Here is a 16,748-nt window from a genome sequence, read left to right as displayed (position 1 = left end):
AGCCCGCCTGTCCATTCCATACGCCCACAACAACAACCCAGGAGACCGCATGAACATGCACCCGCACGCCGGTGCGCTGGCCCAGCCCGCGCCCGCTTCCCCCGTTTCTCCCACCTCGCCCGCACTGCCACACGCCGCGCCCGACGACCCGGCCCTCGATGCCATCTACCGCCGCATCGCCTGGCGGCTGATGCCGATCCTGCTGCTGGCCCAAGTGCTGGCCTACCTGGACCGCGTCAACATCGGCACCGCCAAGCTGCAGATGGCGGCGGACCTGAGCCTGAGCGCCACCGCCTACGGACTCGGCGCAGGCATCTTCTTCCTTGGTTATTTCTTCTTCGAGGTGCCAAGCAACCTGCTGCTGCATCGGCTGGGCGCGCGCGCCTGGATCGCACGGATCATGGTGTCGTGGGGGCTGCTATCGGCGGCTATGGGCTGGGTGCAGAGCACGACCGGGTTTTACGTGCTGCGCTTCCTGCTCGGTGTGGCCGAAGCGGGGTTCTTTCCGGGCATCGTGCTGTATCTGACGTACTGGTTTCCCGCGCACCGGCGTGGCCGCATGACCACGTTGTTCATGAGCGCCACGGCCGTGGCGGGCATTGTGGGCGGCCCGTTGTCCGGATGGATCCTGGCTGCGTTCGATGGGCAGCTCGGGCACGCCGGCTGGCGCTGGATGTTCGTGCTGGAGGGGCTGCCCTCGGCGCTGGTGGGCGTGCTGGTGTTCTTCCTGTTGCCTAGCCGGCCGCGCGAAGTGCGCTGGCTCAGCGCTGGCGCGCTGGCCCATCTCGAAGCCGATCTCGCCAAGGCTACACCGGCGCAGGCGCGCCTGCATCGCGCATCGGACATCCTCAACGGCACGGTCATGCTGTTTGCGCTGATTTACTTCCTGCTGCTGGCAGGCCTGTATGGCGTGAGCTTCTGGCTGCCAAGCGTGATTCGCGCCGCCGGCATCGCCAGCACCGTCACGGTCGGCTGGCTGAGTGCCATACCTTATGCGGTGGCCATGGTGGCCATGAACGTGGTGGCGCGGCAAGCCGACAAGCGGCGCAACTGGGGCACGCTGGTGGGCTCCTGCGCCCTGGTGGCAGGCGCGGGATTTTGTGTGAGTGCGTTTACCGTGAGCCAGCTTGCCCCCGCCATGGCGGCCTTGACGGTGGCCTCGGCCGGCATCCTGTCAGCGCTGCCGCTGTTCTGGAACCTACCCACCGCGCGGCTGGATGGCGTGGCGGCAGCTGCCGGCATCGGCTTCATCAACGCGATTGGCAACCTGTCGGGCTTCGTCAGTCCATTCGCCATCGGGTGGCTGACCGACCTGACACACACGGCAACCGCAGGCGTCGGGCTGCTGGGCGCATGCGCCATGCTGGCCGGTGCACTCACGCTTGCGTACGGGCGTCGCGGCCGCCCGTCTTGACCTCAAGGTTGCATGCGTGCGGCTGATGCGGGCACGGCACAAGTCCGCATCAGCCGCCCCCGCCCTATCAAGCCGCATCCATCGGCAACTCGCGAAAAACGCCCAACTGTTCCGCCGCCGCCGAATACGCCACCAGGCGCGGGTAGTCCGCCGCCGGCACGCGATCCGGCACCATCAACTGGATAAAGGCCCAGGCCACGGCCACCGTCACGCCGGCCTGCGTCAGCTCACCTGCCTCCACAGGTAGCGGCGCGTCCTTCCACTCCGTTTCCAGCGCTTCCAGCGCCGCCAGCAATTGGCTGTGCACGCGCTCAACCCAGGGCCCGTGCACTTTCTCGGTCGGGCGCAGGTTGTGTTCATAGACGATCTGCACCGCTTTTTCACACGCGGCCAGCGCCAGGCCGATCACGCGCAGGGCGTGCTGGCGTTCGGCAATGGCGGCCGGCATCAGGCTGCGGCCCGCCAGCGTTTCTGCGTAATCGATGATGAGCGTGGAGTCGATCAGCACGGTGCCGTCGTCGCACACTAGGGTGGGTGCCTTGACGACCGGGTTGATGGCGCGGAACTGGTCGAAATGCCGGAAGACGGACACCGACGCGTGCTCGAACGGCAGCCCGAGCAGCTTGAGCGAAATGGCCGTGCGGCGCACGTACGGGGAATCGAGCATGCCGATCAACTTCATGAAAACTCCTGGCGAGTGTGGGCGTATGGTGGGTAGGAAACTCCGGTGCGAAGCGCGCGACTGCGCGGGCACGGATGCACATGATAGACAGCCAGCGCAAAGCGTGCCGGGCGCCTTGGGCACGTTTTCTGCGTGCGCGATGTCACTTTGAGCCGTCGGATGCCGACGCCGGACGGCCTCCTCATTTTCTAGAATGACCGCGACTCGGCCGCATTTGTGCTGCCCGCCACAGAGGAGACCTTATGCCGTTTCTCGCGCATCACCATGACTGCCTTGGGTGGAAGGGTGAGATGGCGCAGCGCGTGCTGGCATTCGATTGGGCTGCTACCCAGTTGGGCCCGATCCAGGACTGGCCGAGCAGCCTGCACGCCGCGGTGCAAATGGTGCTGGCATCGCCCGTGCCGCTGGTCATGATGTGGGAGCGCCATGGCTACATGATCTACAACGACGCTTACGCCGTATTTGCCGGCGGGCGTCATCCGTATCTTCTTGGTTGCCCGGTGGAGCTCGGCTGGCCCGAAGTGGCTGACTTCAACCGGCACGTCATGGATGTCTGCCTGGGTGGCGGCACGCTCTCGTACCGCGACAAGGAACTCGTCCTGCTGCGCAACGGCCGCCCCGAAGACGTGTGGATGGATCTCTACTACAGCCCGCTGCCCGACGACAACGGCCGCCCGGCAGGTGTGCTGGCCATCGTGGTGGAAACCACCGAGCGCGTGCAGACCGAGCGCGAGCGACAGGCCGCCGAACAGGCGCTGCGCCAGTTGACCGAAACGCTGGAGCAACGCGTGGCCGATGCGCTGTCTGCCCGCGCTGAAGTGGAAGCGCAATTGCGCCAGGCTCAAAAGATGGAAGCCATCGGCAACCTGACCGGCGGCGTGGCGCACGACTTCAACAACGTGCTTCAGGTGATTGCCGGCAACCTGCAGTTGCTGTCGGTGGAAGCGCCGGGCAACACACGCGTGCAGCATCGGATTGCCGCCGCCACGCGAGCCGTGCAGCGCGGTGCCACGCTGGCGGCGCAATTGCTCGCATTTGCACGTCGCCAGCAGCTCTCGCCTGCGGTCGTCAAACCGACGCGGTTGATCCAAGGCATGAGCGAAATGCTGCACCGTGCGCTGGGCGAAGCCATCAAGGTGGAAACGCGCCTGGCCGACGACCTGTGGAACGTGCAGGCCGACCGCAACCAGCTCGAGAACGCGCTGCTGAACCTCGCCATCAACGCACGCGACGCCATGCGCGGCGGCGGCATGCTGACCATTGCGGCCAACAACATCACGCTCGACAACACGCAAGCGCAAGGGCGCGACCAGCCCGCCCCCGGCGACTACCTCGTCTTCTCTGTCACCGACACGGGCGTAGGCATGCCGCCCGAAGTGGTCGAACACGTCTTCGAGCCCTTCTTCACCACCAAGCCCGACGGCCACGGCACGGGCCTGGGGCTGAGCATGGTGTTTGGCTTCGTCAAGCAGAGCGGCGGGCATATCGCCATCGACAGCGCGGTCGGACAGGGCACCACGGTGCGGCTGTACTTCCCGCGCTGCACGGAGGCGGCCCCGGACGATGCCGTCGAGCTGCGCGACACCATCGTCACGCCCATGGGCGGGCGCGAAACCATCCTTGTGGTGGAAGACGATACCGACGTGCGCCTGACCGCCGTCGACATGCTGACCCAGCTCGGTTACCGCGTGCTCACAGCCGCCAACGGCGAGGCCGCACTCGAGCTCATGAACAGCGACACACCCATCGACCTGCTGTTTACCGACGTGATCATGCCGGGCTCCATCAAGGGCAGCGAGCTGTCGATACGCGCCGCGCAACGCGTGCCGCCGCTGCCGGTGCTGCTCGTCTCAGGCTACACGCGTGACGAGGTGCTACACGACGGCAGACTGCCGCCCGGCGTGACGCTGCTCGGCAAGCCCTACCGGCGTGACGACCTGGCGCGCATGGTGCGCAACGTGCTCACCGCCAACCGCACCGCCCAATCGGCATCGGCATCGGCATCGGCATCGATGGGCCATGCAGTGGCAACCGACGCTTCACAACCGCCTACGGTGCTGCTGGTGGAAGACGACACCGCCTCGCGCGAAGCCATGCAGGAAGTGCTCACCACTTTCGGCCTGCAGTGCGTGGCAGTCGCCACTGCCGAAGACGCCCTTGCACTGGCCCGCACGCGCACCGTGCAGGTACTGCTGACTGATCTCACCCTGCCCGGCCAATCCGGCGCGGACCTCGCCCGTACGCTGCTGCGCCTGCAGCCTCAGGTGGACGTGCTGCTGATGTCCGGCTACGGCACGGAGGCCGAGATTGGCGAGCCCATTGCCGGCGCACGCCTGCTCGGCAAGCCGATCGACCTAATGACGCTGCAACAGGCGCTGGGGCCGTGGCTCAGGGCAAGCGCCAGTGCGGCTGACGCGCAGCATGTGACGAACGCCGCATAATCGTTAATCACGGCATCCTGTCACAACCGATCGCGCCCGCCCGTCTAGGGAGCATCATCCCTAGACGACACGCACGCCATGACCAAGCCCAGCCCCGACCACACCACACGCGCCACCCGCACCGACAGCGAAGACACAGCCTTCACCGCCGTGCGGCCCCGCCTCTTTGCGATTGCCTATCGCATGCTCGGCAGCCGGGCTGACGCGGAAGACGTGCTGCAAGACGCCTGGATGCGCTGGCACCAGACCGATCAAACCGCATTGCAATCGGCCGAGGCGTGGCTCGTGACCGTGGTCACCCGCCTGTCGATCGACCGCCTGCGCGCCGTCAAGACCGAGCGCGAAGCCTACGTCGGCTGGTGGCTGCCCGAGCCCCTGGTCGAACCGGAATCTGCCGCGCCCACGCCCGAGGCCGCCGTTGAACTGGCGGGCGACTTGTCGATGGCCCTGCTGTGGGTGCTGGAGCGCCTGTCGCCCGAGGAGCGCGCGGCGTTTCTGATGCGCCAGGTGTTCGACCAGGACTACGCAGAGATTGCCGCCCTGCTGGGCAAGACCGAAGCCGCGTGCCGGCAGATGGTGCACCGCGCATCCGACCGCGTGCAGCAGGAGCGCCCGCGCTTTGATGTCGCGCCCGATGCGCATCGGGACTTGCTGGAGCGCTTTGCTGAGGCCTCACGCACGGGCCAGCGCGACGCCATTCGCGCCCTGCTGGCAGACGACGCGCAACTGGTGGGCGATGGCGGCGGCAAGGTGCCTTCGTTCATGCGCATCATTCAAGACGCCGGCCAGATCACCAAGATCTACTGCGAGCTGGTGCGCGCCATGGGCGAAGTGCGCTACGTGCACGCCCGCGTGAATGGCGAACCCGGCCTGCTGCGCTACGTCAACGGCACGCTGGAATCGGCCCAGTCCTTCGTCATCGAAAACGGCCGCATCGTGGCCATCTACGTGGTGCGCAATCCGGACAAGCTGGCGCACATCGGCACCAGCGCATAAAAGAAAGCGAAACATTTTTTGGCCGGGCTGTCACAAGCCGGCCGCGCGGGGCGTCTTAAAGGTATGGAGCGACGCAAGGCACCAACGCAACGCCTGCCACTACTCCTGGTCACCAACCCAAACCCTTTAGGAGCCGCTCATGTCGCAAGCCCCCCGCATCGCTTACTTCCAACTCGCACCGAAGGCGTTCAACAACCTGCTGAACATGTCGAACGGCCTGCGCCGCGACTTGCTGGGCGCCCGGCTGGTCGACCTCGTGCTGCTGCGCGTGTCGCAGATCAACGGTTGCGCCTTCTGCATCGACATGCACTGGAGCGACCTCATCAAGATGGGCGAAGACCCGCGCCACCTGAACGCCGTGGCCGGCTGGCGCGAGGCCCCGTTCTTTACCGAGCGCGAGCGCGCCGCATTGCGCTGGGCCGAGCTGGTCACCAACACCCCGCACAGCGATGCCAGCGACGAAGAATTCGCCAAACTGCGCGAGCACTTCAGCGATGAAGAGATCGCCGAGCTGAGCTTTGTGATCGTCACCATCAACAGCTGGAACCTGCTGAACGTGAGCCTGCGCAACCCGGTGCCGCTGAAGGCGCCGTATGTTGCAGCGGCGTAATGCACACCGCGAGAAACAACGAGAAAGAGCGCCGGTACGACGATCGCTGTACAGCAGCGCCTGCGCACACGCGTAGGCGCTGCACCTACAGGCTTAGCCCTGCAGGAAGCGCACCATCAGCACTTCATCTGCATAGCCCGTGGTTGACTTGAGCGCGCGCGGCTCCACGCCGTAGGTCTCAAACCCGCAGCGCTCGTACAGCGCCAGCGCCGCATCGTTACCCTGCACCACCGACAAGGTGAGCTGCTGAACCAACCCCGTTGCCGCCGCCACGATGCGCTCCACCAGCGCCACGCCCACACCGCGCCCTCGCGCTGCCGGCGCCACGTAAAAGCCCCACACAAAACCCTTGTGCGCAAGCTTCGCCAGCGTCTGCCGCTTAAAACCGGCCATACCAACGATGCGCGCGTCGCCGCCGTCTCCCTCATAGGCGCCCAGCACAATGGTGGTGGCCAGCCGCTCGGCAAAGGCCTCCATCGAGAGCCCGGCTTCAGCGTCGTAGGTTGAACCGAATGCGTCGGGCGAATCCTTGAGCGCAGCAAGACGAATGGCGCGGTAGTCCGCCACATCGGCCGCATTGGCGGAAGAAAGCTGGCGGATCACGACGGCGTTGTTGCTCGGGTTGGCGTTGGACATGGCTGACAGCGCGTGGGGGCAAAAAACGGGCAAAAAACGGACAAGAAGCGGGCGAGAGCCGCCAGTATCGCGCCAATCACATGCACGAGACCTACAGCGCCGCCTCCGTCCATGAAGCCGAGGGCGTTGTCCGTCAATTGGCCTATGTCGGCGTGCGAACCCGGGTACCTATGCTTCGAGGAAACGCGAGTCAACAAACCGCGACAACCAGAAACGGGGGAAGCCATGGCCGAGCTTTTGATCGCCCAAGCGCAACGCAGCAGCAGCGCACACGTACAACCCACACCGGCACCGATCCCACCCGACGCTCCACGGCAAGCACGCGGCATGCACGGCGCCGCGCTGGTGATGGCTGCCGCGCTGTCGTTGGGGCTAACTGCCTGCGGCGGCGGCGAAGATGGCGGTACCACGACCCCGCCGACGAACAACAACACGCCCGCGCCATCACCCGGGCCGTCACCGTCTCCATCGCCATCGCCATCGCCGACGCCTGCGCCTGCCCCGGCAACCTACTCGGTGGGCGGCACCGTCACCGGCTTGGCCTCAGGCAAATCCGTCACGCTGCTGAACAACGGCGGCGACGCGGTCACGGTCAGTGCCGACGGTAGCTTCCAATTCGCCACGGCGCTGGCACAGGGCGCACCGTATGCCGCTACGGTCGGCACGCGGCCCTCGGGCGAGAACTGCACCGTTACCAACGGCAGCGGCACCGTGGGCACCAGCAACGTGACCACCATTGCGGTGGCCTGCGCACCGCGGCCGCTGTTCGGCTACGCGGTCAACTCCAACGACGGCACGATCTCCGCCTTCACGCTGGACCTGACCACCGGCATGCCAACGGCTATCGGCGCATCGGTGCCCGTGGGGCAAGGGCCGCTGTCGCTCACCATCGACCCGGCGGGCAAGTACGTCTACGTGGCCAACGCCAACGACAACACCGTCACCACGCTCGCCATCGATGCGGAAACCGGCCTGCTCACGGTAGTGGGGTCGGCCACGCCCACGGGCATTCAGCCGTACAGCATTGCGCGCACGCCCAACGGCAAGTTTGCGTACACCGCCAATTTTGGGGACAACACGCTGTCGGCCTTCTCGGTAGATACCGGCACGGGCGCGCTCTCGGCGCTGGCGCCTATCACGGCGGGCAACAACCCGTACACCGTCACCATGAACAGCGCGGGCACGTTCGCCTACGTGGTGAACGCCGACAGCGGCAACGCCACCGGCACGGCCATGGCATTCGGCATCAACGGCAGCACGGGCGCACTCACGCAGGTGGGCAGCGTTGTGGCCACGGGCGGCACGCCGCAGTTCATTGCCGTGAACCCAGCAGGCACCTTTGCCTACGTGGCCAACTCGGCAGACAACACGTTGAGCGTGTACAGCATTGATGGCACCGGCGCGCTCGCCGCCTCGGGCTCACCCGTGGCGACCGGCACCAACCCGTTCTACATCGCCATCGCACCGTCGGGTGGATTCCTGTACACGGCCAACGTGCTGGACAACACCGTCAGCGTCTTCAGCATCAACCCGGCCAACGGCGCGCTCACACTGGTCGACACCACGCCCACCGGCAACGCACCCGTAACGGTGCTCGTGAACCCCGCCGGCACCTTCGCCTATGTGGCCAACGCCGTGGACAACAGCGTCAGCGCGTACAACATCGACAGCACCACCGGCAAGCTGACCGCCGTGGCGAGCGGATCGGCTGCCACCGGCAACATCCCGCGCGGGATGGCGATTGTGGCGGTGCCTTGAAGGTGAGCTGAATCGGTTTGCGCGAATGCAAAGCCCCTCGCGATTGCGAGGGGCTTTTTGTATTCCGGCGTTCACCGATCGGGCCCTGCAGTGCCTGGAAGGTGCTATTTCTGCGGTTTATTAACACCTCTTAATCAAGCCCAGGGCGCGATTCCAATACCATCGCCTAGCCCAGGCCGGCGGCACCTCGAATGACGCTTCATTTGAGTGATGCGAGAACACCGGCAGAGCGCGTTCGCGATACCGCTGCCCATCGTGTTGACCCACTCGACGACATGGGCGCGACGCCGCCCAAGGAACCGTAACGTGGCCAACAGCATCCTCCAGGAACTGGCACAAAGCATGGCAGCGCGCCCGAGCCCCCAGCGCACCTCCCTGGCCGATGCCAGCACGCTCCAACACCTGCGGGACCACCTGTTTGCGCAAGTCGACCCGCTGCTAGACGGCTCACCGCCGTCGTCACTGTGGGTACTGATCAGCCCGCAGATTACGGATCCGCTTGCCAACGCACGGCGTCGCAGCGAAGCCGTGCCGCTACCCATCGAGCCTGACATCATCCAGCCCGAGCAGCGCCCTTACCTGCTTCCGCTCGGCGACTTCGGTCGCGATGACACGATCGATTTCACGCTCGACCTCGCCTGGGCCGAAGCCACCCGCCATCCCGACAGAGAGACGCGCGGCTCATCGGCTTGCGCATGGCTGGTCTTTCCTGCAGAGCAAGCCCGACACGTTGCGCACGAGATGGCGATGCAGGCCAGGCACCGCTGGCCCGGATCACACGCACGCTATCTGCGCCTGTGGGATCCGCGCGTATTTGAACTGCTCACTGACTTGGGCGATGCCGAACCACCGGTGCGCTACGCACCCAGCACCAACGGCGTGTGGTGGCTTAACCGCGCAGGCGCGTTGCAGCGCTACCCAGCGCCGGCACCGATTACGCCCTTGGCCGGCGCAACATGGCCGGAGACCGCCAAGGCGATGCTGCGCAACAGCGGCACCATCAACGCCGTACTGAACGCATTACAGGACGCCGAACACAACGTCGTGCAGCCTCCATTGGCCGCCGCCATTCTGTCGTTGGTCGAACGCGCAAGCAGCGCGTGGAGCCTCACCAACGAGCTCGACCGCATCATCTACGCCTTGTACGGCGTTCTGATTTCCCCGCAGTTCGATCAAGACACCACCGTGCGCGAGGCTATGCTCGCCGCGCGTGCCCAGGGTGACTCACCCATCGCGGCACTCGCCGGCTTCGACGCAGCGTTCTGGGAGCGACACAGCCATGCCTGACCACGCCAAGCTGCAAAAGGCCGTTGCAGCGGCCAAAGAGAACAATCTGCCAGTGCAGCCGCCAAAGTGCCCGAGTTGCGACAAGTCGGGCCTGACGATGCTTGTGACGCTGTACGCTGCCCTGCCGCCACAGTACTTTCGGCCAGGAGAATCCGACTGGATACAGTTGGCCGACATGCTCGATCAGCAGGGCTACCTCGCTGGCCGGCCGTTGCAAGCATCGCAATATGTGCTGCGCCGCATGCGCGCCGGGTGGCTCTATGTCTACTATCCGGAAGACCCCTCGTGGGAAATCTACACCGTGCAGCCCGACGGGCGTATGCAACGCATGGCGCCGGATCTGGCCGGGGCCATGGGCGGTCATCCTGCAACATGCTCGCGCTTGGCCAACACCCCGGATGCATTGCTGCTCACCATCGCCGAGCCAACGAAGCGTCCCACCGCCTGGATCGGCTTCTCGGATGCACGCTGGACGAAGCGCGTGCGTGACAACGTGGCCAAGGACCCGGCCGCCTTCCACATGAAGAAGATCATGCCGAAGAAGGTGTGCGAGTCGACCGTGATGGCCAACATGGGACCGTTGAGCCTGATTGGCGATGGCCTACTGAAGAACCAGGTGATGGGGTTCCAGCAGCGCGTTGATCGTCGCACCTTGCTGGTGGAGGCTTACAGCCGGCCCGCGCCGTGCACGGAAGCCTCGCTCTTGAACGTCATGAAGCGCAACAACGCTCCGTACAAGATCGAGGGACTTCTTTTGCCGCTGGAAGATGACATTGGCATCGCCACGCAGTTGAACTATTACCGCAACTGCGCGCTGGCCGACATCATGGGGAATACGGACGGGAAGGGAAAACCGTACACCGATGCCGAGCGCGATCTGATGGCAACGGCGGGGTTGATTGAGGGCACACCGTTCGGCGACCAGAAAGAAAAAGTCGAGAGCAAGCTGAACAAGGACAACTACGCCAACTACCTCTCTAAGTATCGCCGTTGCACCGACGCCGCTGCCGACTTCGACAAGCGATCCGCCGACTACGTTGCCTGGATGCAGTTCCTGCCGGCACGGCGCCACCCGGAGGTATTCGACGCCAAGGACACGACGATGGCCGCGCACCTGGGCCATTGCGTTGCCAACATGTTTGAAGGCTGCGGCATCAGCAACGACGAATTCCAGAAAATTTTGCTGCCGCAACTCAAGCTCGACACCGTCGACAGCAAGCGGCTTTTCTGGAGAGGCGTCGCCGCTAATCAGGAAGACCTGCTCGACAAGCTGCTGCCTCACAAGGGAAAAGTTGGTGAAGGCAGCAAGATGTACATTGAGGCGCGCGACCAGATTGCCTATCTCAAGGAAATACGCGAGCTCAAGAACGAAGCCGCGCATCTGAACTCGGAAAATGCAAAGCGCCTGATGCAAGTCGTCAGCGGCCGCATGCGCCAGTTGCTTAAGGCGGACCCCAAACTCTATCGGCAGACATTCCGGCGTATTCAGGCCGCCGCATTGACTGCGGAAGACGTGGCCATCCTGCAAGTCAAGGTCAAAGGCGGTGCAGCGGGTTTCCTTGCCCACTTGCGACGCGCCAATGGCGACGGCAAAGGCCTGAGCGTCGGCACGAATAAGACGGCCTACAACCGTCCGCTTCCCGCAGAAACACTGCCCGACAACCTGAAGGGCAAACCCGGCGGTAAGGTGATGACGACGGTACCCAAAACGGCCAAGCAACTGGACGAATATCTGGAGGTGCTTGGAGAACAGTGGCCCAAGGGAAAGCCCATGCCGGCGCAGTTCGGCAAGGTGGCCGAACTGGCGGACGCAACGCATGCGATACCCGAGAGCGAGATCCTGAAGTTTGAGGAAGCGCCCTCGTTGAAAGGCGTCAAGGGTTACGGGGCATTCTCTGCAGGCCTTGCGGCGTTGCGGATCTCTTCGCTGGGTCAGAGCCTGAATGAGCTTGGCGTGGATATCAGCGAGGCTCAGCATGGAGATGCCAACTGGGAGCGTCTCGTCAAAGACATATCGGAAGCTTCGGCATCTGCGGTTGCCATCTGGCAGGCGAGCTATGAACTCCGATATGTGGCCAGCCAGATCGCCAACAAAGGGGTCAAGACGGCGGAGTTCTATCGACTGACCGCCGCCGCAGGCCGGCTGGTGATGGCCGTTTCCATCATCGAAGGCAGCCTGGGCATCTGGGATGCGACCAAGCTTTGGAAAGAAGGCGACCACGGCGCTGCCACGGCGAAGACCGCTTCCGGCGTGGCCGGCATCGCCAGCGGTGTTGCCTACTACGCCTACACACGCATGGTGGCCAAGGCGGCGTTGGAGGGCCTGGCCAAGCGCGCGGCCACTACGGCCGCAGGCGAAGTGGCCGCCGGCTTGGCTGTGGCGGGAGAAACCGCGGCAGTGGGCGCGGAAGTCTCTGCTGAAGTGCCCCCGGTTGCCATGTGGATCGGCATCGCCTCCGGCGTGTTGACCGTAGCGTCATGGGGCTTCGGCTTCTGGTCGGACCACCTTGTCACCAGCCCGTTTGCAAAATGGGCCGACCGTAGTTTGCTCGGCGTCCGTTCGCACGACTGGGGGCGCCCCTATTCCAGTACGCGACAGCAACTGGACGCGCTGCTACGCCTGTTCTACTCGGTCAAACTCGAGAAGGCCTCGGCATTTGGAAACCCCGACGCCATCAAAATCGAGATTCCGGTGTTTGGCGATGCCACCGAAATGGACATTCAGATCAAGGCACCGAAGTCTTCCGGACACGGTGTGATTGCCCGATACCTGCTCAATGGCGCAGGGCGTTCCAAAGTGTCCGTCAAGGAATTCCATCTGGAAAACGTGATCCACACCGAAGCCTCCAAGCAGGTGCATGCCCGCGCCAGTGTAGAAGGCGAGGGGCTCTCGATCCTGATCTGGTTTGGTGGAGACGACAACTATGAAGCCGGCCGATGGAAGAATGCCATCACAGACGTGCTGGTGCCCGGCGCCGGCCTCTTCCGGACAGGCAAGGCACTCATCCAGGGCGTGCCCGACGCGGAGGTACAGTACTGGCCCAATCGTGCCGCATACAAAGATTTCGTCGTAGACGGCCGTTCCGCTGATGAGGTCGCTGAAGCCAAGGAGAAGGAGCCCGCCCATGGTTGAGAGGTGGCATGCGTAACCCGTCTCCCCCGTCGCCGCATCAGCCGTCGCCCTCCAGCACAGCAAGCGGCGCCGAAGCGTTGCTGCAAGGTGAGTTGCCCCGGCATAGCGATGCAGCGCCCGAGCCGCCCCCGCGCAGCATCATCAAGCTCGATACGCGCTCCATGGTGTGGGCCTATGACGAGATCGCGTCCGATGTTGAGGCGCTCAGCCCGTTCATGGCGCTCGCGCTGTTGTTCGGGCTGTCCGTTCTTGTGCCGATGACGGTGCTTGGGTTCTTTGAAAAAAACCAGCCGCTGTCCGGGCAGATCGTCACGGGCGTGATATCGGCCGTACTGATTCCGGCGTGCCTTGTCGGCATCGTGTACCTGCTCAAGATCAGCCTGTTCAACCGATATGCAAATCTGCATTTCAACCGCAGGACGCGCAGCATCTACACACAGGAAGGCAAGGTGACCGTCCGGCTCGACTGGAACCATGTGCGCCCATTTGCATCGGCCATGCCCGGCCCGTTGACCATGGGTGCAACCCCCGCCTGGGCGTTGGTGTTGGTGGAATTCAGTGCCGGGCCATCCCCCCGGCCGATACAACGCATGCGTGTGCAGGGCATCCTCCCCAGCCGGGATGCATGCCAGCGCCTATGGGAACTCATTCGCCGCTACATGGACGACGCGCCCGAGACGCTCCCCGAACTTGAGGTCGTGCCCGGCGGACGCACGTGGCAGAACGCCTTGCTGGACTTCGGACCGATGCGGGAAATCAGCCCCACCGACTCGTCAGAAGACATTGCAGCAGGCGTCATCGGTCGCCTGCGCAAGCGTAACTGGTGGCCCGCCATTGGACCATTCCGCATCTTCTGGTGGATCATCTTCTGGCCTGGACCGCTGTCGACCATTCTGTACGAGCGATTCCGCCGCGAAGCACAGTTACCCACAGCGTGGACAGCCGAAGAAGCGCCCACCGCCGATGAAGCCAATCCATACTGCATCCGCAGCAAGGCGCCTAACGAGCGCGCGGGACGCCGCAAAGCGACCTGGATCATCGGCATCGTATGCGCCGTGTGCATCGCGCTGGGCGCGAGCGCATGGGCATTCGCATTCCACGTTGCCTTCCAGTCGTTTCTGATCGACATCTGGGGCGAACTCTTTCGCAAACTCTAAGAACACACCCGACACAGCACCATGGATGCGCTTTCCAACCCACCCTCCCGCCAACCCCTGCGCCGGTACAGCGCCGTTGTCGCGCTGCTGCTCATCACCGGCGGTCTGTGCCTCGCGCTGGGCCAGTCCAAAGACATCGGCTGGCTGGCGGCACTGAACTGGCATCTCGGTTATGACGCTGCGGGCACTGCGTTGCTGTGGCTGGGCGGGTTGTTGATGCTGCCGCAACTCGCTTACTCGCTATGGGTGACGCGCGGGCCGGGAGTGCGCGGCGGGATGTATCGGCAGGTTGGTGTTGCGCTTGCTGCCGCAGTGGCGCTGCTGGTGCTGGCCATCGCGCCGGACAACGTGAGTATTGAGCACGTTCACCCGAGAGACGCTGCAACCAACACGAGCGGCGAACCGGAGCCGGTTGGCACCACGCAAGAGACTACGTACGCGTTCCACGGATTCCGGGCCCTGCCCGGCCCCCGCATCGAGCGGAATGCGGCTTCCGCACCGGTTGAGTCCGTCGAGGGCAGGCCGAGCCGCGTTGTCTGGCGCGGCGATCACACCGCCCTGCTGGGCACGTTGGACACGTTTGAAGCCTACGCCCCGGACGATGCCCAAGCGCAGGGCTATGAATGCCTGGTACGGACGCAGCGCTACTTCGGCCCGTTTTCGGTACTGCGTCTGTCCAACGTGCGGGACACGGCAGAGGCGGCCGCCCGGCCGGAATGCAACCCGCTCGGGCACGCCCAGTAGCGCCATCCCAGCCGCGGTGGGCGCAGCCGCTGGCCGTGGCCTTCTTGTTGCGGGCGCACGCGGCCGCCCGCACCACGCTCACACGTCGATCGCCGAGGTGGAGTTCACCTTGCGGCGCAGCTCGTACTTCTGGATCTTGCCCGTCGACGTCTTGGGCAGCGGCCCGAAGAACACGGCCTTGGGCACCTTGAAGCCGGCCAGCAATGTCTTGCAATGCGCGATCAGGTCTTCTGCGGAGGCGGTGGCGCCGTCCTTGAGTTCAACGAAGGCGCACGGTGTTTCGCCCCACTTGGCGTCGGGCTGGGCGACCACGGCTGCGGCCAGCACGGCGGGGTGGCGGTACAGCGCGTCTTCCACCTCCACGCTGGAGATGTTCTCGCCGCCGGAGATGATGATGTCCTTGCTGCGGTCCTTGATCTTGATGTAGCCGTCGGGCATGCAGACGCCCAGGTCGCCGGTGTGGAACCAGCCGCCGGCAAAGGCCTCGCGCGTGGCCTTCTCGTTCTTGAGGTAGCCCTTCATGCAGATGTTGCCGCGGAACATGATCTCGCCAATGGTTTCGCCATCGGCCGGCACGGGTTGCATGGTTTCGGGGTTGAGGACCGCCACCTGCGATTGGAGGTGGTAACGCACGCCCTGGCGCGCCTTCATGGTGGCGCGGTCATGCTCGGGCAGCGTGCGCCATTCGTCCTGCTCGGCACAGACGGCGGCGGGGCCGTACACCTCGGTCAGCCCGTAGACGTGCGTCAGCTCGAAGCCCATGGCTTCCATCTGGGCCAGCACGGCGGCCGGCGGCGGTGCGCCCGCCACCATGCCGCGCACCGGCCCGCGCAGGCCCTCGCGCCAAGAGGGCGGCGCGTTCACCAGCGCGGTGTGCACGATGGGCGCTGCGCAGTAATGCGTCACGCCCTCGTCGCGCATGAGGTCGAACACCAGCTTCGGCTCGAACTTACGCAGGCAGACGTTCACGCCCGCGCGCGCCGCGATCGTCCACGGGAAGCACCAGCCGTTGCAGTGGAACATCGGCAGCGTCCAGAGGTAGACCGGGTGCTTGGGCAGATCCCACTCCAGGATGTTCGATACCGCGTTGGTGGTGGCGCCACGATGGTGATAGACCACGCCCTTCGGGTCGCCCGTGGTGCCCGAGGTGTAGTTGAGCGCAATCGCATCCCACTCATCTGCCGGCATCTGCCAGTCGTAGTGCGGATCGCCCGAGGCCAGGAAGGATTCGTAATCGGTGTCGCCAAACGGCTCGGCCTGCGGGCCCAGGGCATCGTTCACGGCAATCACTTTCAGGCCGGGAATCTCCAGCGCCATCTGGCGGGCCACGTCGGCAAACTCGGTATCGGCCAGCAGCACGCGGGCTTCGCCATGGCGCAGCATGAAGACGAGGTTGGCCGCGTCCAGGCGGATGTTGAGCGCGTTGAGCACACCGCCCGCCATCGGCACCCCGAAATGGGCCTCCACCATGGCAGGCGTGTTCGGCAAGAGCGCCGCGACCGTGTCGCCACGGCCCACGCCGGCCAGCGACAGCGCACTGGCCAGGCGCCGCGCGCGCACATAGGTGTCGCGCCAGTTCTGGCGCACGGGGCCGTGCACGATCGCCAGGCGGTCACCATAGACGTCTGCCGCGCGGGCAAGAAACTCGATCGGGGTGAGCGGGACGAAGTTGGCCGCGTTGCGGGCCAGACCGCTATCAAAATCCGTGGGCATTGCTGTGTCTCCGTGCGCCGGGCGCTGTTGCTTTTTGTTGGGCAACGCTATCATCTGCCGGCTCCCGCACTCTGTCACCTGAATGACAAACCGCCCGGAAACCCGCGCCACACCAAGGCTGACGGGTTTCTTACAAAGCGACGGCTGAGCCCCACGCGCCCCCGCCACCCTTTGGCC

12 protein-coding genes are annotated in these 16,748 nt (G+C 64.8%); 9 read left to right on the top strand and 3 right to left on the bottom strand.

Features of this window, described 5'->3' with window-relative positions; all coding sequences use genetic code 11:
• The first annotated feature begins 55 nt into the window (after positions 1-55).
• Entirely contained in the window at positions 56-1,414 is a 1,359-nt protein-coding gene (locus ACCD03_RS24570; RefSeq protein ID WP_413413189.1) for an MFS transporter, read from the top strand.
• A gap of 67 nt (positions 1,415-1,481) precedes the next feature.
• Here ACCD03_RS24570 and ACCD03_RS24565 read toward each other — a convergent pair whose 3' ends face one another.
• A complete protein-coding gene (locus ACCD03_RS24565; protein ID WP_413413188.1) occupies positions 1,482-2,096 on the bottom strand; it encodes a glutathione S-transferase in 615 nt (204 codons plus the stop codon).
• A gap of 242 nt (positions 2,097-2,338) precedes the next feature.
• Between ACCD03_RS24565 and ACCD03_RS24560 the strand changes: the two genes are divergently transcribed.
• From ACCD03_RS24560 to ACCD03_RS24550, 3 genes are all read left to right on the top strand, one after another.
• Positions 2,339-4,537 carry a response regulator gene (locus ACCD03_RS24560; protein WP_413413187.1) on the top strand — a complete coding sequence of 733 codons (2,199 nt, stop codon included), beginning with the start codon at positions 2,339-2,341 and terminating at the stop codon, positions 4,535-4,537.
• A gap of 78 nt (positions 4,538-4,615) precedes the next feature.
• The gene (locus tag ACCD03_RS24555) at positions 4,616-5,533 is read left to right on the top strand and encodes an RNA polymerase sigma-70 factor (RefSeq protein ID WP_413413186.1); all 918 of its coding nucleotides are present in this window, start codon (positions 4,616-4,618) and stop codon (positions 5,531-5,533) included.
• Between the two features lie 139 nt (positions 5,534-5,672).
• The gene (locus tag ACCD03_RS24550) at positions 5,673-6,143 is read left to right on the top strand and encodes a carboxymuconolactone decarboxylase family protein (RefSeq protein WP_325651019.1); all 471 of its coding nucleotides are present in this window, start codon (positions 5,673-5,675) and stop codon (positions 6,141-6,143) included.
• A 93-nt stretch (positions 6,144-6,236) separates the two neighbouring features.
• Here ACCD03_RS24550 and ACCD03_RS24545 read toward each other — a convergent pair whose 3' ends face one another.
• The gene (locus ACCD03_RS24545) at positions 6,237-6,779 is read right to left on the bottom strand and encodes an N-acetyltransferase family protein (protein WP_413413185.1); all 543 of its coding nucleotides are present in this window, start codon (positions 6,777-6,779) and stop codon (positions 6,237-6,239) included.
• 225 nt (positions 6,780-7,004) lie between these two features.
• Here ACCD03_RS24545 and ACCD03_RS24540 point away from each other — a divergent pair, with 225 nt between their 5' ends.
• From ACCD03_RS24540 to ACCD03_RS24520, 5 genes are all read left to right on the top strand, one after another.
• Positions 7,005-8,537 (top strand): lactonase family protein, encoded by a 1,533-nt coding sequence (locus tag ACCD03_RS24540; protein WP_413413184.1) that lies wholly within the window; start codon positions 7,005-7,007, stop codon positions 8,535-8,537.
• Positions 8,538-8,843: 306 nt separating this feature from the next.
• Entirely contained in the window at positions 8,844-9,824 is a 981-nt protein-coding gene (locus tag ACCD03_RS24535; RefSeq protein ID WP_413413183.1) for a hypothetical protein, read from the top strand.
• Positions 9,817-12,957, top strand: coding sequence for a toxin VasX (locus ACCD03_RS24530; RefSeq protein WP_413413182.1), 3,141 nt, complete (start codon positions 9,817-9,819; stop codon positions 12,955-12,957). Before ACCD03_RS24535 ends, ACCD03_RS24530 begins: the two co-directional genes overlap by 8 nt.
• Positions 12,958-12,965: 8 nt before the next feature.
• Entirely contained in the window at positions 12,966-14,114 is a 1,149-nt protein-coding gene (locus ACCD03_RS24525) for a hypothetical protein (protein WP_413413181.1), read from the top strand.
• A gap of 21 nt (positions 14,115-14,135) precedes the next feature.
• On the top strand, positions 14,136-14,858 hold the full coding sequence (locus ACCD03_RS24520) for a hypothetical protein (RefSeq protein WP_413413180.1): 723 nt from the start codon (positions 14,136-14,138) through the stop codon (positions 14,856-14,858).
• Positions 14,859-14,936: 78 nt separating this feature from the next.
• Here ACCD03_RS24520 and ACCD03_RS24515 read toward each other — a convergent pair whose 3' ends face one another.
• The gene (locus ACCD03_RS24515; protein ID WP_413413179.1) at positions 14,937-16,571 is read right to left on the bottom strand and encodes an acyl-CoA synthetase; all 1,635 of its coding nucleotides are present in this window, start codon (positions 16,569-16,571) and stop codon (positions 14,937-14,939) included.
• Between the last annotated feature and the right edge of the window lie 177 nt (positions 16,572-16,748).

This window comes from Ralstonia sp. Ralssp135 (assembly GCF_047304345.1).
Lineage (GTDB): Bacteria > Pseudomonadota > Gammaproteobacteria > Burkholderiales > Burkholderiaceae > Ralstonia > Ralstonia chuxiongensis.
Note: the sequence above shows the minus strand (reverse complement) of the source record. Positions and strands in the feature narration are given on the sequence as shown.